The organism is Streptomyces sp. NPDC033177 (assembly GCF_055577715.1).
Genome location: NZ_JBVIPS010000008.1, coordinates 100787 through 122776 on the forward strand (window position 1 = coordinate 100787; position 21990 = coordinate 122776).

Here is a 21990-nt window from a genome sequence, read left to right on the forward strand (position 1 = left end):
TCCTCAGCGCTCGACGAAGAAGCTGTCGTGCTTGACGAGGAACTCGCCGAATTCCTTGCCGCCCTTCTGGGCCATCTCCGCCACCTGCTCGAAGTACTCCTCTCGCGGGGCGCCCGGCGCGAACAGCAGGAGCATGGAGGCGGGGTCGTCGCCGTCGTTCTTGAAGGCGTGCAGGCCGCCGACCGGGACGTACAGGAAGTCGCCGGGGCCGCCGGTGATCCAGCGCTCGCCGTTGTAGAGCTGGACCTGGCCGGACAGCACGAAGAAGGACTCCGAGATCGCCTTGTGGAAGTGGGTTTTCGGCCCGGGGGACTTCGGGCCCAAGTCCACCTTGTAGAGGCCGAATTCGCCGCCGGTCGAGGCGTGCGTAGCCAGGTAGTGCGTGCGGTTGCCGCCGGGGCGTACCAGCTCGGGCTCCTGGTCGACCGGCCTGAACACGGCGTTGATCTCGCCCTCTTCGCCGAGATAGCGGGGCTCCGGGTAGGACATGGTCCGCTCCTTGCGTCGTGACACGGTCAGTTGTCGCACTGGCAGCAGCCGCACTGGCAGTTGTCGCTCACTGGTTGCTGACCTTATCCAGCGGGTACCCACTCTCCCTGTTAGTTCTGCGCAAGGGTTGCCGGGCAGGATTAAGCTGGCCTGCATGCTTGATACGCGGCGCATGCAGGTCCTGCGGGCAGTGGTCACCAGCGGCTCCGTGACCGCGGCGGCACGCAACCTCGGGTACACGCCCTCCGCGGTCAGCCAGCAGATGGCGGCCCTGGAGAAGGAGGCGGGCATCGCCCTCCTGGAGCGCACCGGCCGCGGGGTGCGGGCGACGGACGCCGGGCGGCTGCTCACCGAGTACGCGGTGGCGATCGGCAGACAGCTCGCCGAGGCGGAGACGGCACTGGCCGGGCTGCGGGAGGGGCGGACGGGCCGGGTCGCGATGCGGTACTTCACGACGGCCGGCGCCAAGCTGGTCGCCCCGGCCCTGGCCGCGCTCCGGCGCGCGCAGCCGGGTGTGCAGGTGGAGTTGAAGCTGTCGGATCCCGACGATCCGCTGCCCGCCGTCCGGGACCGGCAGGCCGACCTCGCCCTCGTGGTCAGGCCGCGAGGCCAACTGGGCGTGGAGGGCGTCCGGTTCGAGCATCTCCTGGACGACCGGTACAAGGCGGTGCTGCCCGTGGGTCATCCGCTGGCCGCGAAGCAGCTCCTGGAGATGACGGACCTGGCCGACGAACCGTGGGTGGCGAGCGAGTCGCCGGGGCCCTGCCTCGACCCCATCCTCGACGCGTGCGGGGCGGCCGGCTTCAGCCCGGACTTCGTGGTGGAGAGCGGGGACTACGCCACGGCGCAGGGCTTCGTCGCCGCCGGGCTCGGCGTCAGCCTCGTGCCCGAACTGGGCCTGGACACGCCCCACTCCGGCGTCGTCGTCCGCGAGGTCCGCAATCCGGTGCCGCTCCGGTCGATCCACGCGGCGGTACGGGGGCCGGCGCCGGACCGCCCGGCGGTCGGGGGCCTCCTGGACGCGCTGCGGGCCACGGCGGCTCAGCTGCCCTCCGACGAGAACGGCCGGCCCGCACGTTCGTAGAGCGCGGTGGCCGAGGCGTCGGTCGGGGCCGCGATGGTGTCCGTGCTGGTGTTCCCGCTGCTGGCGCTGAGGCTGCGGGCACGTTCGCCGCGCAGCCTCAGCGTTCTCGGCACCGGCCAGGGGCTTTTCCTACGGGCTCTAGGCGAGCGTGACGAGTTCGCGGTGGTCCGGGCCCCAGAGATCCTCGGTCCCGTCCGGCAGGAGCAGGACGCGATCGGGCCGCAGCGCGTCGACGGCCCCCTCGTCGTGCGTCACCATCACGATCGCGCCGGGATACGTGCCCACGGCGCCGAGCACCTCGTCGCGTGAGGCCGGGTCGAGGTTGTTGGTCGGCTCGTCGAGCAGCAGCACGTTCGCCCCCGAGTGCACGAGCCCCGCGAGCGCGAGCCGGGTCTTCTCGCCGCCGGAGAGCACCGCGGCGGGCTTGTCGGCGTCGTCCCCGCGGAACAGGAAGGACCCCAGGACGCCCCGCACCTCACCGTCCGTCAGGCCAGGAGCGGCGGCGGCGAGGTTCTCCCGCACGGTCATCCCGGTGTCGAGGGTGTCGTGCTCCTGCGCGAAGTAACCGAGCCGGGCGCCGTGACCGTGCACCACACGCCCGCTGTCCGGGAGTTCGGCCCCGGCGAGGAGACGCAGGAGGGTGGTCTTGCCCGCGCCGTTGAACCCCAGGACGACGAGCCGGCTCCCCCGGTCGACGGCCAGGTCGACGCCGCCGAGCACGCGATGACCTCCGTACGCCTTCACCAGGCTGACCGCACCGAGAGGCGTACGTCCGCAGGGAGCGGGCTCCGGCAGCCGGATCCGCGCGACCCGCTCGCTGCGCCGCATGGGCTCGGTGGCGGCGAGCATCCGGTCGGCACGGCGGGCCATGTTCTTCGCCGCGGTGGCGGTGGCGACGTGCGCGCGCATCTTCTCCGCCTGGCTGCGCAGCGAGGCGGCCTTGCGCTCGGCGTTGGCCCGCTCACGGCCGCGCCGCCGTTCGTCGGCCGCGCGCTGGCCGAGATAGGTGCGCCAGCCGGTGTTGTGTACGTCGAGGGCGGCGCGGCCCGGGTCGAGCGCGAAGACGCGGTTGACGGTGTCCGCGAGAAGCCCGGTGTCGTGGCTGATGAGAACGAGCCCGCCGGGATAGGACCCGAGATATCCCCGCAGCCAGCCCACCGAATCGGCGTCCAGGTGGTTGGTCGGCTCGTCGAGGAGCAGGGTGTCGTGGCGCGCGAAGAGGATGCGGGCCAGCTCGACGCGGCGCCGCTGGCCGCCGGAGAGGTGGCCGACCGGTGCGTCCATCGTGCGCTCGGGGAGCCCGAGCCCGGCGGCCACGCGGGCGGCCTCCGCCTCGGCGGCGTACCCGCCCCGGGCCTGGAACGCGTCGTCCGCGCGGGCGTAGGCGGCCATCGCCCGCCGCTGCTCGGCGACGCTTGTCGCTGAGGCCATCGCGCTCTCGGCGGTACGCAGGGCCTGCGCCGCCCGGTCCAGGCCGCGGGCGGAGAGGATGCGGGCCGTGACGGTGCCGTGAGGGTCGGCGGCGGCGGGGTCCTGGGCGAGGTAGCCGAGGGAGCCGGTGCGGGTGAGGGTGCCGGCGGCCGGGGCGAGCTGTCCCGCGAGGGCCTTGAGCAGGGTGGTCTTGCCGGCGCCGTTACGGCCCACGAGGCCGATGCGGTCGCCGGGGGCGATGTGGAAGGAGGCGCCGGCCAGCAGAAGGCGGGCGCCGCCGCGGACGTCGATGCGTCGGGCGGTGATCATGGGGTAACGCTCCGCAGTAGCGAATGGACACACGGGTGACGTGGAGACCGGTGTCCTGGCTAGGAGATGCGGGGCGTAGACATACGGCGAGGGTAGCGGCCGGGGTTCCCGGCCCGCACGCGGATTTCCCCCTCCCCCTCGCTCAGGGCCTCCCCATGCGGAGCCCCTCTTGGCGCGGGATGATCGACTCCATGGACGTCACTCTGCACCTGGCCCAGGAGCCGGAAGCCGATGAGCTCCTCGGCCGCAGTCCGCTGGCCGCGCTCGTCGGGATGCTGCTGGACCAGCAGGTTCCGATGGAGTGGGCGTTCGCGGGCCCGCACACGATCGCGCGGCGGTTGAACGCGGACGATCTCGACGCGCACGAGATCGCGGCGTACGACCCCGAGGAGTTCGCCGCGCTGCTCTCCACGAAGCCCGCGGTGCACCGCTATCCGGGGTCGATGGCGAAGCGGATCCAACGACTCTGCGCGTACTTGGTGGAGCACTACGAGGGTGACCCCACCGCCCTGTGGGAGGGGGCCGCCTCCGGCAAGGATCTCCTTCAGCGGCTGAACGACCTCCCCGGCTTCGGCAAGCAGAAGTCCCAGATCTTCCTGGCCCTGCTCGGCAAGCAGCTGGGCGTACGTCCTGACGGCTGGCGGGAGGCTGCGGGGGCTTACGGGGAGCCGGAGGCGTATCGCTCTGTCGCGGACATCACGGGCCCCGAATCCCTGCAGCGGGTCCGCGCCCACAAACAACAACTCAAGGCGGCGAAGGCCTCCGGCCAGTGAGGCGGGTCCAACTGCCCCGCGGTTCCCTCTGACCGAACACCCCTCTCCCCCCCCCACCCGCCCGATCACCCCGCATCCACCCCTTACCGAACAAGCTCTCCCACCCACCCACCCGATTGCCCCGCGGCTCATAGAGGGGCTGGGCGGGCGGTTCAGCGCGCCCGCCTGCCCCCGTCATGGGCGCGCTCGTGTGTCCGCTCCTGGGGGGGCTTGGGGTGCGGCGGGCCTCGCCCTTCTTTTGGGGCCGTAGCCCAAGAGGGCGGATCTGGGGGTTGGGGAAGAGGAATCGGGGGCGGTCGTGGGACATGAAACTTATGAGTCGTGTCGCGTTTCGCCGCCCCGTGTGGTTTCGCGCTGCTCTTGTTCTGTTGGCCCTCCTCGGCGCCGTTCTCGCCCCCGCCACCCCCTCCGAAGCCGCCCCCGCCCCGCCCGCGGCCGTCTCCACCGAGTCCAGCGGGGAAGCCCATCCGGACACCGCCGACAGTTCCGTCCGGGTGTCCGGCAGACGCCCCGTCGCCGCCACCGTTCCGGCCGCCCGCCCCCGCGCCCCGCGCCGGAGCCTCCCCGTCCCCGCCCGGTGTCGTAGCCACGTACCCGCACCACGCTCCGTCGTCCTCCGCTGCTGACAGGTCCCGTCTCTCACGGCCCCAACCACCACAGCAGCGAGGACAGACACCCATGCCCATCGACCCGTACGCGGCCCTGCACGCCCTCCTCCGCGCCGAAGCCGTACGCAACGCACCCGACCCCGTCACCCCGCCACCGGCGCAGACGCAGACGCAGACGGAAGAGGCCGATCAGCAGCAGGAAAAGGCGAAGGAGCACGAGCGGGGCGTGCAGCCCATGCGCGACCTCTAGCTCCACCAGGTGCAGACGCCGGTCCAGGCGCCGGTCCAGGCGCCCCGCCAGGATCAGCGTCTGCGCCGCGCCGTCCCGAACACCGACCGCGAGATCTCCCGCCCGATCTGCGTCCCCAAGGACCGCGCGAGCGACTTGAAGATCCCGCTCCCCACCACCTGGTCCACCACGGACCCGGAAGCCTGCGACGCCTTGCCGCCCTTCGTCCCCGCTTTCGGTCCCGCCTTCGCCGCCTCCGCGGCCGCCGCGACCTCCGCGGCCGCCTCCTCCGCCTCCGCCTGACGCGCGGTCAGCTTCTCGTACGCCGACTCCCGGTCGACCGCCTCCCCGTACCGCCCGTACAGCGGCGAACCCTTCACCGCCGCGTCGAGCGCACCGGCCTCCACCGGCCCCATCAGCGACTCCGGGGCCCGCAGCCGCGTCACGGCCACCGGCGTGGGCGCGCCCTTCTCGCTCAGTACGGTGACCACCGCCTCGCCCGTGCCGATCGCGGTCAGCGTCTCCTCCAGGTCGTACGCCGAGTCCGGGAACGTACGGACCGTTGCCCTCAGCGCCTTCTGGTCGTCCGGCGTGAAGGCCCGCAGCGCGTGCTGGACGCGGTTGCCCAGCTGGGCGAGGACGTCGGAGGGCACGTCCTTCGGCGTCTGCGTCACGAAGAAGACGCCGACCCCCTTCGAGCGGATCAGCCGCACGGTCTGCGTGATCGCCTCCAGGAACGCCTTCGACGCCCCGTTGAAGAGCAGGTGCGCCTCGTCGAAGAAGAAGACGAGCTTCGGCTTCTCCACGTCGCCCACCTCGGGCAGGTCGTTGTAGAGATCCGCGAGAAGCCACATAAGGAACGTCGAGAAGAGGTGGGGTCTGTCCTGCACGGCCGGCAGTTCAAGGACCGACACCAGGCCCCGCCCGTCCGGCGCCGCCCGCAGGAACTCGCTCGTGTCGAACTCCGGCTCCCCGAAGAAGTCCCCCATGCCCTGCGCCTCGAAGGCGGTCAGCGCCCGCAGGATGACGCCCGCGGTGACCGTGGAGAGCCCGCCGATCCCCTTGAGCTCGGACTTGCCCTCGTCCGACGTCAGGAATGTCACCACGGCCCGCAGGTCCTTCAGGTCGACCAGTTCGAGCCCTTTCTGATCGGCGTAGTAGAAGATCAGGCCGAGCGACTGCTCCTGCGTCTGGTTCAGTTGCAGCACCTTCGACAGCAGCACGGGGCCGAAGCTCGTGATCGTGGCCCGCACCGGAATCCCGGTGCCGATCCCGCCAAGCGCGTAGAACTCGCTCGGGACGCCGGTCGCCTCCCATGTCTGCCCGACCTCCCGCGCCCGCCCTGCGACCTTGTCGCCGTACGCCCCCGGCACCGAGATCCCGGACACGTCCCCCTTGATGTCGGCGAGGAACACCGGCACGCCCTGCGCGGCCAGTTGCTCGGCGATGAGCTGGAGGGTCTTCGTCTTGCCCGTGCCGGTCGCGCCCGCGACGAGCCCGTGCCGGTTGAGCATGGCCAGCGGGATGCGGATCTGGGCGTCGGGAAGGCACTGTCCGTCCCACAGGAGCGCGCCGAGGTCCAGCGCGGGCCCGGCGAAGGCGTAACCGGAGACGATCTCCATCGCCTCCTGGGGCAGCGCGCCGCCCCCGGGCGCGGCGCCCCCACCGGAACCCTGCTCACCGGAACCTTCCCCTCCGGTCGTCACCCCCGTGACCGGCGAAGACACGTTAGAGGGGTTTGCGGGCTCCGTCGTGGACGGGATCGGCTGGCTGTCGCTCACTTCTGCCCCTGTTCCCGGCTTGAGTGTTCCCGGTTTGCCCCGATATCCGGCATCATTTCCCAGAGTCGCACTGCGTCTCCATGGCTGCGCCCGGAGAGCCTTGCCCGGTAGGCTTTCCGTGTGATCTTCAAGCGCATCGGAAACGGCCGGCCGTACCCCGACCACGGCCGGGAAAGCACCCGGCAGTGGGCGGACGTCGCGCCGCGCCCGGTCCGCCTCGATCAGCTCGTGACGACCAAGGGCCAGCTGGACCTAGAGACGCTCCTCGCGGAGGACTCGACGTTCTACGGCGACCTGTTCGCGCACGTGGTGAAGTGGCAGGGCGACCTCTACCTGGAAGACGGACTGCACCGCGCGGTCCGCGCGGCGCTCCAGCAGCGCCAGGTGCTGCACGCCCGCGTACTCGAACTGGGCTGACGGCGGCACACACACGGCCGTGACAACGGGCACGCGTGTCACACGCGTGCCCACCTCACGTTCACGCCCGCGCCCGTATGCATACCCGTGCCCACACCCTCATTGGCCCTTTCGGGTTGGACTGGGCCCAAGCCAATGATCATTTAGTAGGCATCACGGCGTCGTCGCACTACGCTGCGCCCATGAGCATGCTCACTCCCCCCGGCATGGGCGGCAAATACCGCATCACGGGGGCCAAGTACCCGCGAATGCGCCGACCCCGTGGCCGCCGCAGGCTCGTGCTCGCGGTGGTCGCGTCCGTCGTGGCGGTCGGCCTGCTCGGCTGGGGAACACTGCAGCTCATCGACGTCTTCACGGGCGGCGGCAAGGCCACCGCCGCGAGCTCACGCAGCGGCTGCGCGGCCAAGCCCGCCCCCTCGGCCGAGCAGACCGCCCCCAAGGCGCTGCCCAAGCCGGGCGAGGTCAAGGTCAACGTCTACAACGCCACGCCCCGCTCCGGCCTCGCCAAGGACGTCGCGGCCGAGCTCAAGAAGCGCGGCTTCGCCATCGGCAAGGTGGACAACGCGCCGAAGGAGTACGACAAGAAGGTCAAGGGCACCGGGATGCTGCTCGGCGCCAGGACCGCCACGGACACCGCGCTGCCGGTGCTCGGCACGCAGCTCGCGGGCACCGAGAGCAAGGCCGACGCCCGCAAGGGCGGCGAGGTGGACCTCATCCTGGGCACGAAGTTCAAGGACCTGGCAAAGAAAGAGGACGCCGACAAGGCTCTGGCGGTACTCGCCAAGCCCAAGCCGGCGCCCTCGACGTCCAACGGCAAGAAGGACTGCTGAGCGGTCCGCGTGGGACCGCTGAGCGTTGCTACTCCGCGGTCCCGTACATCCGGTCCCCGGCGTCGCCGAGGCCCGGGACGATGTAGCCGTTCTCGTTCAGCCGCTCGTCCACCGACGCCGTCACGACCGTGACCGGCGTGCCGGCGAGCTCACGCTCCATGATCTCGACGCCCTCGGGAGCGGCGAGGAGCACCACGGCGGTGACGTCGTCGGCGCCGCGCTTGATCAGTTCCTGGATGGCCGCGACGAGCGTGCCACCGGTGGCCAGCATCGGGTCCAGGACGTACACCTGACGCCCGGAGAGGTCCTCCGGCATGCGCGTCGCGTACGTCGACGCCTGCAGGGTCTCCTCGTCGCGGATCATCCCGAGGAAGCCCACCTCGGCGGTCGGCAGGAGGCGCACCATGCCGTCCAGCATGCCGAGCCCTGCGCGCAGGATCGGCACGACCAGGGGGCGCGGGTGCGACAGCTTGACGCCGGTCGTCGGGGTGACCGGGGTCTCGATGTCGACCTGCTCGGTGCGCACGTCCCGGGTGGCCTCGTACGCGAGCAGGGTGACCAGCTCGTCGGCGAGGCGCCGGAAGGTAGGGGAGTCGGTGCGCTTGTCGCGCAGCGTGGTGAGTTTGTGCGCCACCAGCGGGTGGTCGACGACGTGGATACGCATGCCGTCAACGGTAACCGCGCCCGGGACCACCTGGTCTCCCCTCGTCACGGCCGCCTCCGCCGCCGCCCCACGCCGGCCCGCGCTGGCATCAAACCCGCCGGACGGGGGAAAGTGGACGTACGACCTGGGGTGGTGTTGCCCATGCCGGACAGAGAGCCCGGCGGCCGAGAGCCGGACCGCGAGACCGAAGCCGAGCGCGGACGCCGCCGTGCCCAGTTCCTGCGTGAAAGGGCCGAGGCCCTTGAGCTCCGCGACCGTGTGAAGCCGCGCCGCGCCCGGGCGGCACGGATGCGTCAGCAGATGCGTATGCGCACGTTCCGCTGGTAGCGGCCACCTCTCACGCAGGCATCGGGGAGCTGTCCGGGAGACGCGACGCGGACACAGCGGGCGGAAGACCTCTCCTCAGGCCGTGGTTTCTGCCACGATTCCGAGTGGGCGGGGCTTGGAACAGCAACTCCCCCGCTCCCCGAACTCGCCGGGGGGACACCCAAACCGTCAACCGGCACTGTCTATGACCAGTGGGAGAGTCACGGTGTACTTCGCCGCACTGCTCGCGCGCACCGAAGACGGGTGGGAAGCGAGCGACACGGAGCTCGACGATGTGGAGACCCTGTCGGATCTCGCCGACCTGGCCCGTGAGGCCACGGCCGGGAGCGCTGAGGACGACACCGTCCTCGTCTTCATCGAACAGGAGGGCGCCTGGTTCGGCGTCGTCCGCGTGGACGGTGAGGAGGACCCTCGTATCTACGTCTCGGACGCGGCCGCGGCCGCCCGGAGTTCGTACGGCGAGATCCTGCTCACCGACGAGATGCTCGGCCGTGAGCCGGGCAACGACGATCCGGGCGTCGATCTGGACGCCCTCGACCTGGACGGCACGGAGGACGGCGAACCCGTCGGCTCCGACGCCGCCCCCGATTCCGCCGACGACGAGCCGGGGGACGCATCGGGCGACGCGGTGCCCGCCGGGCCCCTCGGCGACTCCGGGCTCATGGCCGACCTCGGCGTGCCCGAGAAGGAACTGCTCGGTCTGGAGCCCGGTGACGCGCTCAGCGACATCGCCGAGATCCTCGGGGCGGCGGAGGTGCTCGAGGCCGTCCGTTAGGTTCCCGGTGTGACCGATAGGTTCCCGGTGTGACCGACCGGAACGACCACATCACCCCACCCGTACCCGACCGCGAAACCGATCCCGTACGCGACCGATGGCGGGCCGCCATGCGGCTCGCCCTGGCCGAGGCCGAACTGGCCGCACAGGGCGGCGATGTGCCCGTCGGCGCCGTCGTGCTGTCCCCGGACGGCACGACGGTGCTCGCGTCGGGTCACAACGAACGCGAGGCGACCGGCGACCCGACGGCGCACGCGGAGGTGCTCGCCGTCCGCCGGGCCGCGGCCGCGCTCGGACAGTGGCGGCTCACCGGCTGCACGCTGGTGGTGACCCTGGAGCCCTGCACGATGTGCGCGGGCGCGCTCGTCCAGTCCCGGGTCGACCGGGTCGTCTACGGAGCGCGTGACGAGAAGGCGGGCGCCGCGGGTTCCGTGTGGGACGTCGTACGCGACAGAAGGCTCAATCACCGTCCCGAGGTGATCGAGGGCGTGCTCGCGGAAGAGACCGCGGGGGTGCTCACCCGCTTCTTCCGGGGACGCTGAGGGCCTTCGGAGATACGGATTTCTGACCACGGCCCTCTTTGGGCTAGAGTTCCTCTCGGTAGCGTGTCCGAGCGGCCGAAGGAGCTCGCCTCGAAAGCGAGTGTGGGGAAACTCACCGTGGGTTCAAATCCCACCGCTACCGCTCTTGAAACGAAGGCCCCGTCCGCGAGGACGGGGCCTTCGTCGTTCAAGACGGAATCAGGAAGGTGCCAGGACGAGGTCCGGACGATGTCTGGACGGGGGGAGCGGCATCGGGGGGACAAGCCGCTCCCCCCGATGAGGACTGGAACCCCTCAGCCGGCGCCGTCTTTCGGGGGGAAGCCGACGGCGCGCGACCCCGCAGTGGGGCCAGTCCCTTGCCCGCGGATTCCTGCCAGATCCGCTGGGCACAGCACCCACCCTGCGCCCGGCGCCACCGGGCGCGGCACGGCAAAGGGCCTCTGCTGCCGGGCCGTTGGTCCTTAAAGACCTTGTGAGCAGTGGCCGGGTTAGACTCACCGCCGTCACAGGGGCCACAGAGCGCAGCAGGTAAGGGGAGGCCGAGAGCATGGCGGTGCAGTGGAAAAAGATCGGGCTCTTCGCGGTCGTCGTCTTCATGCTCTACGTGATCATCACTGATCCCGCCAAGGCCGCTGACTATGTCCAGATAGGCTTCGAGGCGGTCTCGGACGCCGCTCAGAGCATCGGTGACTTCATGACGTGGGTCGCCAACGGAGGCAAGGACTGAGCGGCTCGGCCCGCCGTCCTCACCCTCCTCTCCCCGCTTCTCAGGAGTGCGCATGATCCGCCATCTGGTCCTCTTCAAGCTCAACGACGGTGTGGAGCGCGACGAGCCGCGCGTCGTCGAGGGCGTCAAGGCCTTCCGCGCGCTCGGCGAGCAGATCCCGGAGCTGGCGTTCTGGGAGTGCGACTGGAACATCACCGACCGGCCCATCGCGTACGACTTCGCCATCAACTCGGCGGTCGAGGACACCGATGCGCTGAAGCGGTACATCGAGCACCCGGCCCATCAGGCGGGCGTCGCGCTGTGGCGGGAGTTCGCCACGTGGGTGATCGCCGACTACGAGTACTGAGCCACCCGGCTCAGCGCCCCCGCCCGAAGCGGCCCCTCACCGGAACGGTGAGGGGCTTTTCTGCGTCTTATGGCCCAACTTGGCCCACAACACGTAGTTATCGGGTGCTTGCACACAGTGCACATGTCTTGTGATGCTATGACCGCTTTTGACGGATGAGTTGACGAAGGTCGACTGATCTTGACTGAGCTCGACAGGACTTGACTTGGCTTGACCGAGAAGGGGTGGCGTTGACCGTGCCGGCCAGTACTGCGCCCGAGGCACCACCCGTGACCCCGCAGGCGAGCAGCCCCGCCCCACCGAGCGGGCAGAGCGCCCCGAGCGTCCAGGGCACCCAGAGCCCACAGAGCGCGCCGGCCCTCCAGGACACGCAGCCGGCCCCCAGCACCCCGAGCAGCAGGGGCGCCGACACCCGGGCCCTGACCCAGGTGCTCTTCGGCCAGCTCAAGGGCCTGGAGCCGGGCAGCCCCGAGCACGGCCGCGTCCGCGGTGCGCTCATCGAGGCCAACCTGCCGCTGGTGCGTTACGCCGCCGCCCGTTTCCGCAGCCGCAACGAGCCGATGGAGGACGTCGTCCAGGTCGGCACGATCGGTCTGATCAACGCCATCGACCGCTTCGACCCCGAGCGCGGCGTGCAGTTCCCGACCTTCGCGATGCCCACCGTGGTCGGCGAGATCAAGCGGTACTTCCGCGACAACGTACGAACGGTCCATGTGCCGCGCCGTCTTCACGAGCTGTGGGTGCAGGTGACCGGGGCGACCGAGGACCTCACCACGACCCATGGGCGCTCGCCCACGACCGCCGAGATCGCCGAGCGGCTGCGGATCACCGAGGAGGAGGTCCTGGCCTGCATCGAGGCCGGGCGTTCGTACCACGCGACGTCGTTGGAGGCGGCCCAGGAGGGCGACGGCCTGCCGGGTCTGCTCGACCGGCTCGGCTATGAGGACCCGGCACTCGACGGCGTCGAGCACCGCGATCTCGTCCGCCATCTTCTCGTCCAACTGCCCGAGCGCGAACAGCGCATCCTGCTGCTTCGCTACTACAGCAATCTGACGCAATCACAGATCAGCGCCGAATTGGGCGTTTCTCAGATGCATGTGTCAAGACTGCTGGCCAGAAGCTTCGCGCGACTTCGATCCGCAAACCGTATCGAGGCGTAACCGTATCGAGTGGACTGCCCCGAAGGCGGTTCCCGACGATCTCGCGCGCAGAAATGCCGCAGACCCCCTCTTTCCTGCATCGATGTCACCCTTCTTTGTCGACATGTAACTACAGCGTGTTGCCGACATGTGACATTCTGCTGGAACCGCGTTTGCCGGAGCCCCACGTCCGGTATTCAGGTGGAGGCTGCGTTCCTCCGACGGGAACGTCCGCCGCGACCGTCCGCGACCTCAAGGGGGTGGCATGTCCGCAGACCAGGGCAGCTCGAAGGTGCTCACGCTCACGAAGAGCGACTCAGCGCCGAGCGAATCAGCGCCTGACGCGCTTGTGAGTTCAGTAGTTTCCGGGGCTTCCGGAGCCATCGACACCCGCACCCTGTCCCGCTCCCTGTTCCTGCGGCTCGCCGCGCTCGACCAGGACAGCCCGGAGCGTGTCTATGTGAGAGACACGCTGATCGAGCTCAACCTCCCCCTCGTCCGGTACGCGGCCGCGCGCTTCCGCAGCCGGAACGAACCGATGGAGGACATCGTCCAGGTCGGCACGATCGGCCTGATCAAGGCGATCGACCGCTTCGACTGCGAACGGGGCGTGGAATTCCCCACGTTCGCGATGCCGACCGTCGTCGGCGAGATCAAGCGCTTCTTCCGCGACACCAGTTGGTCGGTGCGCGTCCCGCGCCGCCTCCAGGAGCTGCGGCTCGCGCTGACGAAGACGAGCGACGAGCTCGCGCAGCGCCTTGACCGCTCGCCGACCGTGCCCGAACTCGCCAAGGCGCTCGGGGTGTCCGAGGAGGACGTGGTCGACGGCCTGGCCGTCGGGAACGCGTACACCGCCTCCTCGCTCGACTCCCCGGCCCTCGAGGACGACGGCGGCGAGGGCTCCCTCGCGGACCGCCTGGGGTACGAGGACAGCGCCCTCGAAGGCGTCGAGTACCGCGAGTCGCTCAAGCCGCTGCTCGCCAAACTCCCGCCGCGCGAGCGCCGCATCATCATGCTGCGCTTCTTCGCGAACATGACGCAGTCGCAGATCGGCGAGGAGGTCGGCATCTCTCAGATGCACGTCTCGCGCCTGCTCACGCGGACGCTCTCGCAGCTGCGCGAAGGCCTCATCGCGGACTGAGGTCACGCCCCCTGTGGCTCAAGGCGCCGCAGGGGGACAGGAGTTGCTGACGGGGTTCCTAATTGACGACCCGTCAGCCACACTGTCGCGATGCGACGTGGCATGCGGAACGTACTGAGTGCGTCTACGGCTGCCCTGTGCCTGGGCGGGCTGCTCGCGGCCTGCGGCGGCGGGGACGGCGACGGCTATGTGGCCACGGGGCCGGCTGCGGCGGTCCCTGAGCGGGCGCCGGGGCGGGGTGTTGCACCCACCGGGGACGTGGAGTTGGTGCCGCTGGACGGTACGTCGTCTCCCGGCGAGGGTAGCGGCAGCGGTGACTCCCCCGCGCCGTCGAAGTCCGGCGCCGACGAGTCCTCCGGCAAGTCTCCTGCCGACAAGCCCAGTTCCGCCTCTCCGGACTCCTCGGACAGCAGCAGCTCTCCGGCTGACGACCCCAAGACCGGCCGTACGGAGAGCAGTTCGGGAGGCGGCGGCACTGCGGGGCGCCCTGAGGGTTCTGGGGGCTCTGGGGGCTCTGGGGGTCCGAGCACCTCTCCCTCCTCGCCCAGCGGACCCACCGGGCCCAGCGGCCCCGCGAAGCTCAGCGTCGGTGAACCGCAGCGGAAGCCCGCGGCCGACCGCTGGTGCGAGAAAGTGACCGTGTCCTTCAAGAACACCGGCGGATCGCCGGTCCGGTCCGGAACGGTCACCTTCGGTACGCACGTGATCGGTGCGCTCGGCGTCGACTGGGCCACGCTTGAATCCACGGAGAAGCTCCCCGCACCCATTGATGCGGGGAAGACCGTGAAGAAGACCTGGACGGTGTGCGTGGAGGCCTGGCGGGTGCCGCTGGGTATGCATGTGGAGACGCGGGACGTCTCCGTGGACTGGAAGTAGGGGGCTCCCTCTTCGTCCGCGGGTCCGCTGTGGCTGGTCGCGCAGTTCCCCGCGCCCCTGAAGGGGCGCCCCCCACCGGATTACTTCAACGCCAGCCAAGCCACCCCCGCGATCACCACGATCGCGAGGACGACGCCGATGATCAGGCCGACGCGCGGGCCGGCGGACGCGGTCGCCGGCTGCTGGGTGCGGCCCTGCGGGGACTCGTCGACGAAGGCGCGGAACATCTGCGTGCTGCCGGCGGGGTCGGGGGTGTTCTGGGGGCCCTGGGGGTTGTGTGCCATAGCGCAGGACCCTAGCGAATCAGCGGGGGTCCGCCCAACCCCCGCTGACCACGGACTTTACGAGCGCGGCCCCAGAGCTTTGCCGACTCTTTAGGCGGTTGGTCCAGTTTTAGTTTGCCTGCGGCAACCAACTGTCTCTATGGTTGCCCTAAGCAACAACATAGGAGGTGCCGTGGCCGCGCAGCGTCATTACGAGGAGCTGGCCCGACAGCTCAGCGCCATCGGTGCCGTGAAGCGTGGCCTCGGCAGAGGCTTGCCACACGACTGCCCCGGCGGGTCCGCCGCCGTACTCATCCTGCTCGACCGGCACGGAGAGATGCGGATGAGCAGGCTCGCCGAGCTGCTCGCCGTCGACATGTCGGTGACCAGTCGGCACGTGGCCCATGTCGCCGAGAAGGAATGGATCCTGCGGGATCCCGACCCCGCCGACAAGCGCTCCCGGATCCTGCGCCTCACGCCCACGGGCAAGGCAAAGGTCAACGAGCTGTCCGACCTGTCCATCAGGACACTCACCCACTACTTGCATGACTGGTCAGACGACGAGGTCGTCCAGCTCAGCACGCTGCTCGCGCGACTGCGCGACAGCTTCGGGGACTGCCGTGCGGCTTCGGCCCGGTTCCCCTTGGAAGAGACCACCCGTACACCCGCGTAACGAAGAGGAAGCCCATGGCAACAACCACACCATCCGGTGTGCGGGGCAGCCACGCCAAGCACGGAGCGGCGTCCCACGACGCCGGTGCTCCGATGACGCACCGCCAGATCATGGAGGCCCTTTCCGGCCTGCTGCTCGGCATGTTCGTCGCGATCCTGTCGTCGACGATCGTCTCCAACGCCCTGCCTGAAATCATCGGCGACCTGGGCGGCGGCCAGTCCGCCTACACCTGGGTCGTCACCGCCTCGCTCCTCGCGATGACGGCGACCACGCCCCTGTGGGGCAAGCTGTCGGACCTCTTCAGCAAGAAGGCCCTGGTCCAGATAGCCCTGATCATCTACGTCGGCGGTTCGATCGTCGCGGGCCTCTCACAGAGCCCCGAGATGCTGATCGCCTGCCGTGTCGTGCAGGGCATCGGCGTCGGCGGTCTCTCCGCCCTCGCGCAGATCGTGATGGCCGCGATGATCTCCCCGCGCGAGCGGGGCCGTTACTCCGGCTACCTCGGCGCGACCTTCGCCGTCGCCACCGTCGGCGGCCCGCTGCTCGGCGGTGTCATCACCGACACCTCGTGGCTCGGCTGGCGCTGGTGCTTCTACGTCGGCGTGCCCTTCGCGATCATCGCCCTGATCGTCCTGCAGAAGACCCTGAAGCTCCCCGTCGTGAAGCGGGACGTCAAGGTCGACTGGGGCGGCGCCTTCTTCATCACGGCGGCCGTCTGCCTGCTCCTGGTCTGGGTGACCTTCGCGGGTGACAAGTACGACTGGATGTCCTGGCAGACCGGCGCCATGGTCGGCGGCTCGATCGTCCTCGGCCTGCTCTTCCTGCTCGTCGAGTCCAAGGCGAGCGAGCCGATCATCCCGCTGCGCCTCTTCCGCAACCGCACCATCACCCTCGCCTCGCTCGCCTCGCTCTTCGTGGGCGTCGGCATGTTCGCGGGCACGGTGTTCTTCAGCCAGTACTTCCAGCTGGCGCGCGACAAGTCGCCGACGATGTCCGGTGTCATGACGATCCCGATGATCGGTGGCCTGTTCATCTCCTCGACGGTGTCGGGCCAGATCATCACCAAGACCGGCAAGTGGAAGGTCTGGCTGGTCGCCGGCGGTGCGCTCCTGACCGCGGGTCTCGGCCTGCTCGGCACCATGCGGTACGACACCGAGTACTGGCACATCGCGATCTTCATGGCCCTGATGGGTCTCGGCATCGGCATGATGATGCAGAACCTCGTGCTCGCCACGCAGAACCAGGTCGCTCCCGAGGACCTCGGCTCCGCGAGCTCGGTCGTCACCTTCTTCCGTTCCCTCGGTGGCGCCATCGGCGTCTCGGCGCTCGGCGCCGTGATGGCGACGCGCATCACCGACTACGTGAAGGACGGCCTCGCCGACCTCGGCCCCAAGGCCGCGCAGGCGGGTCACGGCGGCACGGGTGGCGGCGCCATCCCGGACCTGGACAAGCTCCCGGCTCCGTTCCGCACGGTCATGGAGAGCGCCTACGGGCACGGCATCGCCGACGTCTTCCTGATCGCCGCACCGCTGGCGTTCCTCGCCTTCCTCATCACGATCTTCATCAAGGAGGTTCCGTTGCGTACGTCGGGTGCGCTGGCCCAGGCCAACGAGGCGTCCGAGTCTCCGGCCGCCTCTCCCGCCACGGCAGCCACGGCCGCCGACGAGCAGCCCGTCCTCGCCTCCGTGGGCGCCCACACCGAGACGGGCCCCGACGGCACGCAGAAGCTCGCCGCCCTGGCCTCCTCGGCCACCGGTGACGCCCCTGTGCAGACCACCGGCGGTACTCCCGTCCGCGGCTTCGTCCGTGGCGCGGAGAGCACCCCGGTCCCGCGGGCCGCGGTCACGCTGATCTCCCTCGGGGGACGGCAGCTGGGCCGATCGGTCGCACAGGGCGACGGGTCCTACGCGGTCGACGCCCCCGGCGCCGGCTCGTACGTGCTGATCGCGTCGGCCGACGGCTTCCAGCCGCAGGCCTCCACGATCGTCGTCGCCGACGAGGCCCTGACGTACGACATCCTGCTGAGCGGCACGAGCGGCCTCAGCGGTGTGGTGCGGGCCTCCGACGGCAAGCTGCCGGTCGCGGGCGCGATGGTCATCGTGACCGACGTGCGCGGTGACGTGCTGGCCACCGGGCTCACCGGTGAGCAGGGCGAGTTCACCTTCGCCGAGCTGGTGCCCGGACAGGTCACCATCGCGGTGAACGCCGCGGGGCACCGTCCGATGGCGCTGCCCGTCGAGGTCGGCGCGGTGGGTGTCACCCGGGTCGAGGTCGAGCTCAACTCCGGTGCGCAGGTGCTCGGCACCGTGCGTGCCGCGGGCGGGCCGCTGAACGACGCGCGGGTCACGCTGGTGGACGCGGCGGGCAACGTCGTCGCCACCGCGACCACCGGGTCCGACGGTGCGTACGGCTTCACCGACCTGGACAGCGGCGAGTACACGGTCATCGCGACCGGTTACCCGCCGGTGGCGACGGGCCTGACCGTCTCCGGTGAAGGTGTCGGCGACCACGACATCGAACTCGCCCACCCGGGCGAGTAATTGACCCCGGCCCGTGCGCGCGCTTTCGAGCGGATGGGCGCGCACGGGCCGGTTGTGGAAAGGGCCCCCGGGTTGGTGGTGACGTACACGGCAGGGGACGGCCGTGTCACCACCGCCGGGGGCCGCACTCTTTTCGAGACTTTTTTGCTCTTGAGCTTTGGCAAGGAGAAAACGGGATGGGACTCAGCGCTCGGATCCGGACGCGTGACGGGTGGGCGGTGTCGCACGCCGTCGTCACCCTGACGGACATGACCGGCGCGCAGGTGCTGCGCGCGGCCGCGGACCAGGAAGGTGCCGTGCGCGACGCGACGGACCTGCCGCCCGGCCCGTACACCGTCATCGTCACCGCGGTCGGCTACGCACCCGTGGCCTCGACCGCGCTCGTCACGGCGAGCGGCCGTGCCGAGGTCGGCAACATCGTCCTCGCCCGGCAGGGCGGCACGGAGCTGCCGCCGCCCGGCCCGTGGACCATCGACCCGGCGCACTCGACCGTGGGCGCGGTCGCCCAGCACCTGGGGATCACCAGTGTGCACGGCCGGTTCACGGAGTTCGGTGGGCTCGTGGAGATCGCCGAGGACGTCGAGAAGTCGCGCGTCGAGGCGGTCATCAGGTCGGCGTCCATCGACACCGGCAACGGCATGCGGGACGGCCACCTGAAGTCGCCGGACTTCCTGGACGTCGAGCAGTACCCGGAGCTCGTCTACCGGTCGACGGGCCTCACGCCCGCCGGCGCGGACCGCTGGACGGTACAGGGCGAGCTGCAGATGCACGGTGTCGTACGTCCGGTCGACCTGGACCTCAGCTACCTCGGTACGGGGGCGGACCCCTGGGGCGGGACCCGCGCGGCCTTCCGGGCCACGGCCGAGCTGCGCCGCGAGGACTTCGCCATGAACTACAACCAGGTGGTCCAGGCGGGCATCTCGGCGATCGGCACCACCCTGCGGGTCGAGCTGGACATCCAGGCGGTGCAGGGGGATTCGCTTCCGCAGGTCTAGCCGTCCGGAGGCCGGAAGGGCCCTAGGGTGCGGTCATGGCACCGAACATCGCTACCAACACCACGGTCTCCCTCGATGAGTTGCTGGACTTCGTCCGGCCCCGGCACCGGGCAATCCTGCTCACCGCCCGTACCGACGGCACCCCGCAGGGATCCCCCCTGACCTGCGGGGTCGACGACTCCGGGCGGATCGTGGTGTCGACGTACCCGGAGCGGGCCAAGACGCGGAACGCCAAGCGGAATCCGCGGGTCAGCATCATCGTGCTGAGCGACGAGTGGAACGGGCCGTGGGTCCAGATCGACGGCCCGGCCGAGGTCATCGACTCCCCGGAGTCGGTCGAGCCCCTCGTCGAGTACTTCCGGAACATCTCCGGCGAGCACCCGGACTGGGACGAGTACCGCGAGGCCATGGTCAAGCAGGGCAAGTCCATCATCCGTATCACCCCGGAGCGGTGGGGGCCGGTGGCCACCGGGGGCTTCCCGGCGGCCAAGGCCTAGAGGCCAGGCTGAAGCGTCGCCTCGATGCCCGCGACCAGCAGGTCCAGCGCGACCTTGAAGTCCAGCTCCCACATCTCCTCGACCGTGGACCCGCCCCGCGCCTCCATGATGTCGGTGGAGCCGTCCAGGGTCTTCTCCAGGCTCGGATGGTCGCTGACCGCGCCCATGGCCTCCTTGAAGTACTCCCCCGGCGTGAGCCCGGCGGCCGCGCACCGCGCGATGTAGTGGCCCTGCACGGTGCCGAATCCGTACACGAACTGGAAGACCGCGGCGATCGCGCCTGCCTGCTTCTCCGTGGGCAGGCCGGTCCCGCGGACCACCTCCTGCACGGCGAGGGCGAACTTGATCCAGTTCGGCCCGATGTTCAGGAAGTTGCCGACCAGCGGTGACACCCAGGCGTGCCGGACCAGCAACCGCCGGTACTCCTCGGCCAGTTCGCGCAGCGCCTCGCGCCACCGTTCGGGTGTGGCCGATTCCGGGTCCGGCAGGACCATCTCCCCGGCGGCGGCGTCCAGGGCCAGTTCGAGGAGGTCGTCCTTGGTGTCGACGTACCAGTACACGGACATCGCCGTGACGTTCAGGTCCGCCGCCAAGCGGCGCATGGAGAACTTGGCGAGGCCCTCCTCGTCCAGGAGGCGGACCGTGGCCTCGGTGATGCGCTCCCGGTCCAGGCCCGACGGCTGATCACTCCTGCGGCCCGCGCCGTTCCGGGGGGCCTTGCCCTCCAGCCAGACGCTGGTCCGCGCGGGGCGCTTCGCGCGGTCGGCTGCCTTCGCCATGGCGCACCTTCCTGGTCCTGAGCTCTTGTACTGGTACCGGTGGTCCGAAGCGGGCGACAGACCGGAACAAGCCAGTCCGTCGCCCGTCCGTCGATGCTATGCGGACGCCGCTGCCGGGTCCGTCTTCGCAGAGTCTGCCCTCTCCGCACGCTTCAGCAACGCCGCTGCCAGCATGCCCCCGAGGAACACGGCCACCGCGCCCACCAGCTGACTGGTCTCCAGGCCCGAGGAGAACGCGTCGGCGATCCTGGTGCGTTCGGCGTCCGACCCCGCTGCGGCAAGCGCCGCGGGCAGCGAGACCGCGGAGACGGTGACGAGCGAGGCGAAGCGAGAGTTCAGGACAGCGCCGAGCACGGCCACGCCGAGACCGTTGCCGAACTCAGCGAGCGTGCCGTTGACGCCCGCCCCCACGCCCGCCTTCTCCGGCGGGATGGCACTCATGATCGCGTTGGCCATGGCGGGCATGGCGAGCGCGATGCCCGCGCCCATCACGATCAGACCGGCCAGCATCCCGGTGTAGTTGTCGCCGCCGAGCACGGCGATCGCCGCGAGGCCCGCGGCGAGCAGGCTCATGCCGATCGCGATCGTCGCGGGGGTGCTGGTCCTCTTCAGGAGCCGCGCGCCGAGACCGGTGAGGTTGAGCGCCACGACGGTCACCGCGAGCGGCGCCGTGCGCAGGCCCGCCTCCAACGGCTCGTACCCGAGCACGAATTGCAGGTGCTGGGTGAGCAGGAACAGCGAGCCGCCCAAGCCGAAGGCGACCAGGATGGCGCCCGCGACGGCCCCGATGAAGCGCTGGTTGCGGAAGAAGTGCATGTCCAGCATCGGGTACGGGATGCGCAGCTCCCAGACGACGAAGACGCCGAGGACCACGACGCCCACCGCGGCCGCCACCAGGACCTGCGTGGACGCCCAGCCGTGCTCGGGGCCGGAGATGATCGCGTACACGACCGAGGCCATGCCGATGGTGGACAACAGCGCGCCGAGCAGGTCGGGGCGGTCGCCCAGGGGGTTCTTGGACTCGGGGACCAGCTTGACCGTGGCGATGAGCCCGATGAGCGCGACCGGGATGTTGATCAGGAAGATCGCGCCCCACCAGAAGTGGTTGAGCATGACCCCGCCCATCAGCGGACCGAGCGCGAAGCCGAGGGAGTTGACGGTCGACCAGAGGCCGATCGCCTTCATCCGCTCGGTGTCGTCGAAGATCTGCACGACCACCGCGAGCGTGGTGGTCATCAGGAGGGCACCGCCGACGCCCATCCCGGCCCGTGCGGCGATGAGCTGCGACGAGGACTGGGCGAGGCCCGCGACCAGCGAGCCGATCCCGAAGAGGGCCAGGCCCGCGATGAGCATCTTCTTGCGGCCGTAGCGGTCGGCCGCGCTGCCCGCGGTGAGCAGCAGGCCGGACTGGACGAGCGAGTAGGCGTTGATCATCCACTGGATGTCGGCCGTGGACGCGTCCAGCTCCTCGGTGAGGGAGGGGATGGCGACGTTCAGGACGGTGTTGTCCAGGAGGACGGTGAGCTGGGCGAGGCAGATGACGCCGAGGATCAGCCAGCGCTGCGGGTGCCCTTGAGAGGTGGTGGGGGTCTCGGCGGTCGTCGCTGCCGTCATGGCCCTCTCCTTCTGCTTATACGGTGTACGTGTGGGTGTGATGTACACCGTAGAGCATCTCCCGTACGGCGTACAAGAGGGTTGTCGGCGGGATGCGTGAGGGCCGTCGGGCATGCGTGAGGGGCCGGCCGCGGGTGGCGC

The 21990-nt window shown here is 70.2% G+C and carries 24 protein-coding genes and 1 tRNA gene; 18 read left to right on the top strand and 7 right to left on the bottom strand.

Annotated features, from left to right (window positions below):
* Positions 1–3 precede the first annotated feature (3 nt).
* The gene (locus ACZ5U5_RS26745) at positions 4–489 is read right to left on the bottom strand and encodes a cupin domain-containing protein (protein ID WP_469026315.1); all 486 of its coding nucleotides are present in this window, start codon (positions 487–489) and stop codon (positions 4–6) included.
* A gap of 154 nt (positions 490–643) precedes the next feature.
* On the opposite strand from ACZ5U5_RS26745, the gene ACZ5U5_RS26750 reads away from it, so the two are divergent.
* Positions 644–1573: a LysR family transcriptional regulator gene (locus ACZ5U5_RS26750; protein WP_469026318.1), complete on the top strand. Its 930-nt coding sequence runs from the start codon at positions 644–646 to the stop codon at positions 1571–1573.
* A gap of 138 nt (positions 1574–1711) precedes the next feature.
* Here ACZ5U5_RS26750 and ACZ5U5_RS26755 read toward each other — a convergent pair whose 3' ends face one another.
* A complete protein-coding gene (locus ACZ5U5_RS26755) occupies positions 1712–3313 on the bottom strand; it encodes an ABC-F family ATP-binding cassette domain-containing protein (protein ID WP_469026320.1) in 1602 nt (533 codons plus the stop codon).
* A 191-nt stretch (positions 3314–3504) separates the two neighbouring features.
* Here ACZ5U5_RS26755 and ACZ5U5_RS26760 point away from each other — a divergent pair, with 191 nt between their 5' ends.
* A complete protein-coding gene (locus ACZ5U5_RS26760) occupies positions 3505–4086 on the top strand; it encodes an HhH-GPD-type base excision DNA repair protein (protein WP_469026322.1) in 582 nt (193 codons plus the stop codon).
* A 678-nt stretch (positions 4087–4764) separates the two neighbouring features.
* Positions 4765–4944: a hypothetical protein gene (locus tag ACZ5U5_RS26765; protein WP_469026325.1), complete on the top strand. Its 180-nt coding sequence runs from the start codon at positions 4765–4767 to the stop codon at positions 4942–4944.
* Positions 4945–4997: 53 nt separating this feature from the next.
* Here ACZ5U5_RS26765 and ACZ5U5_RS26770 read toward each other — a convergent pair whose 3' ends face one another.
* Positions 4998–6545, bottom strand: a complete 1548-nt coding sequence (locus tag ACZ5U5_RS26770; RefSeq protein WP_469027085.1) for a helicase HerA-like domain-containing protein — start codon at positions 6543–6545, stop codon at positions 4998–5000.
* A gap of 279 nt (positions 6546–6824) precedes the next feature.
* Here ACZ5U5_RS26770 and ACZ5U5_RS26775 point away from each other — a divergent pair, with 279 nt between their 5' ends.
* Positions 6825–7121, top strand: a complete 297-nt coding sequence (locus tag ACZ5U5_RS26775; protein ID WP_003955420.1) for a type II toxin-antitoxin system VapB family antitoxin — start codon at positions 6825–6827, stop codon at positions 7119–7121.
* A 182-nt stretch (positions 7122–7303) separates the two neighbouring features.
* Positions 7304–7951, top strand: a complete 648-nt coding sequence (locus tag ACZ5U5_RS26780) for a LytR C-terminal domain-containing protein (RefSeq protein ID WP_469026327.1) — start codon at positions 7304–7306, stop codon at positions 7949–7951.
* Positions 7952–7979: 28 nt separating this feature from the next.
* Here the strand turns inward: ACZ5U5_RS26780 and upp are convergent, their stop codons facing one another.
* Positions 7980–8615, bottom strand: a complete 636-nt coding sequence (gene upp, locus ACZ5U5_RS26785; RefSeq protein ID WP_363210194.1) for a uracil phosphoribosyltransferase — start codon at positions 8613–8615, stop codon at positions 7980–7982.
* A 141-nt stretch (positions 8616–8756) separates the two neighbouring features.
* Here upp and ACZ5U5_RS26790 point away from each other — a divergent pair, with 141 nt between their 5' ends.
* From ACZ5U5_RS26790 to ACZ5U5_RS26830, 9 genes are all read left to right on the top strand, one after another.
* Positions 8757–8942 carry a hypothetical protein gene (locus tag ACZ5U5_RS26790; RefSeq protein WP_363210195.1) on the top strand — a complete coding sequence of 62 codons (186 nt, stop codon included), beginning with the start codon at positions 8757–8759 and terminating at the stop codon, positions 8940–8942.
* 205 nt (positions 8943–9147) lie between these two features.
* Positions 9148–9717 (top strand): tRNA adenosine deaminase-associated protein, encoded by a 570-nt coding sequence (locus ACZ5U5_RS26795; protein WP_469026330.1) that lies wholly within the window; start codon positions 9148–9150, stop codon positions 9715–9717.
* Positions 9718–9827: 110 nt separating this feature from the next.
* Complete coding sequence (gene tadA, locus ACZ5U5_RS26800) at positions 9828–10259, top strand: tRNA adenosine(34) deaminase TadA (RefSeq protein ID WP_469027087.1); 432 nt, start codon at positions 9828–9830, stop codon at positions 10257–10259.
* A 57-nt stretch (positions 10260–10316) separates the two neighbouring features.
* Positions 10317–10401: transfer RNA gene (locus ACZ5U5_RS26805), tRNA-Ser, on the top strand.
* Between the two features lie 405 nt (positions 10402–10806).
* A complete protein-coding gene (locus ACZ5U5_RS26810) occupies positions 10807–10986 on the top strand; it encodes a hypothetical protein (RefSeq protein ID WP_351167438.1) in 180 nt (59 codons plus the stop codon).
* A gap of 52 nt (positions 10987–11038) precedes the next feature.
* Positions 11039–11332 carry a Dabb family protein gene (locus ACZ5U5_RS26815; protein ID WP_469026333.1) on the top strand — a complete coding sequence of 98 codons (294 nt, stop codon included), beginning with the start codon at positions 11039–11041 and terminating at the stop codon, positions 11330–11332.
* A gap of 236 nt (positions 11333–11568) precedes the next feature.
* Positions 11569–12492, top strand: a complete 924-nt coding sequence (locus tag ACZ5U5_RS26820; protein ID WP_469026335.1) for an RNA polymerase sigma factor SigF — start codon at positions 11569–11571, stop codon at positions 12490–12492.
* A 244-nt stretch (positions 12493–12736) separates the two neighbouring features.
* The gene (locus tag ACZ5U5_RS26825) at positions 12737–13612 is read left to right on the top strand and encodes an RNA polymerase sigma factor SigF (RefSeq protein WP_469026337.1); all 876 of its coding nucleotides are present in this window, start codon (positions 12737–12739) and stop codon (positions 13610–13612) included.
* 90 nt (positions 13613–13702) lie between these two features.
* Positions 13703–14488, top strand: a complete 786-nt coding sequence (locus ACZ5U5_RS26830) for a hypothetical protein (RefSeq protein WP_469026340.1) — start codon at positions 13703–13705, stop codon at positions 14486–14488.
* Positions 14489–14568: 80 nt separating this feature from the next.
* Here the strand turns inward: ACZ5U5_RS26830 and ACZ5U5_RS26835 are convergent, their stop codons facing one another.
* Complete coding sequence (locus ACZ5U5_RS26835) at positions 14569–14772, bottom strand: hypothetical protein (protein ID WP_363210201.1); 204 nt, start codon at positions 14770–14772, stop codon at positions 14569–14571.
* Positions 14773–14944: 172 nt separating this feature from the next.
* Here ACZ5U5_RS26835 and ACZ5U5_RS26840 point away from each other — a divergent pair, with 172 nt between their 5' ends.
* The 4 genes from ACZ5U5_RS26840 (at position 14945) to ACZ5U5_RS26855 (ending at position 19456) form a co-directional block, all read left to right on the top strand.
* Positions 14945–15424 carry a MarR family winged helix-turn-helix transcriptional regulator gene (locus ACZ5U5_RS26840; protein ID WP_469026342.1) on the top strand — a complete coding sequence of 160 codons (480 nt, stop codon included), beginning with the start codon at positions 14945–14947 and terminating at the stop codon, positions 15422–15424.
* Positions 15425–15516: 92 nt separating this feature from the next.
* Entirely contained in the window at positions 15517–17964 is a 2448-nt protein-coding gene (locus tag ACZ5U5_RS26845) for an MFS transporter (protein WP_469027090.1), read from the top strand.
* A gap of 176 nt (positions 17965–18140) precedes the next feature.
* Positions 18141–18959: a YceI family protein gene (locus ACZ5U5_RS26850; RefSeq protein WP_469026345.1), complete on the top strand. Its 819-nt coding sequence runs from the start codon at positions 18141–18143 to the stop codon at positions 18957–18959.
* Between the two features lie 35 nt (positions 18960–18994).
* A complete protein-coding gene (locus tag ACZ5U5_RS26855; RefSeq protein ID WP_469026348.1) occupies positions 18995–19456 on the top strand; it encodes a PPOX class F420-dependent oxidoreductase in 462 nt (153 codons plus the stop codon).
* Here ACZ5U5_RS26855 and ACZ5U5_RS26860 read toward each other — a convergent pair.
* On the bottom strand, positions 19453–20235 hold the full coding sequence (locus ACZ5U5_RS26860) for a TetR/AcrR family transcriptional regulator (protein WP_469026350.1): 783 nt from the start codon (positions 20233–20235) through the stop codon (positions 19453–19455). The two genes, ACZ5U5_RS26855 and ACZ5U5_RS26860, sit on opposite strands and share 4 nt — an antisense overlap.
* A gap of 96 nt (positions 20236–20331) precedes the next feature.
* Positions 20332–21849: an MFS transporter gene (locus tag ACZ5U5_RS26865; RefSeq protein ID WP_469026352.1), complete on the bottom strand. Its 1518-nt coding sequence runs from the start codon at positions 21847–21849 to the stop codon at positions 20332–20334.
* Positions 21850–21990: the final 141 nt, after the last annotated feature.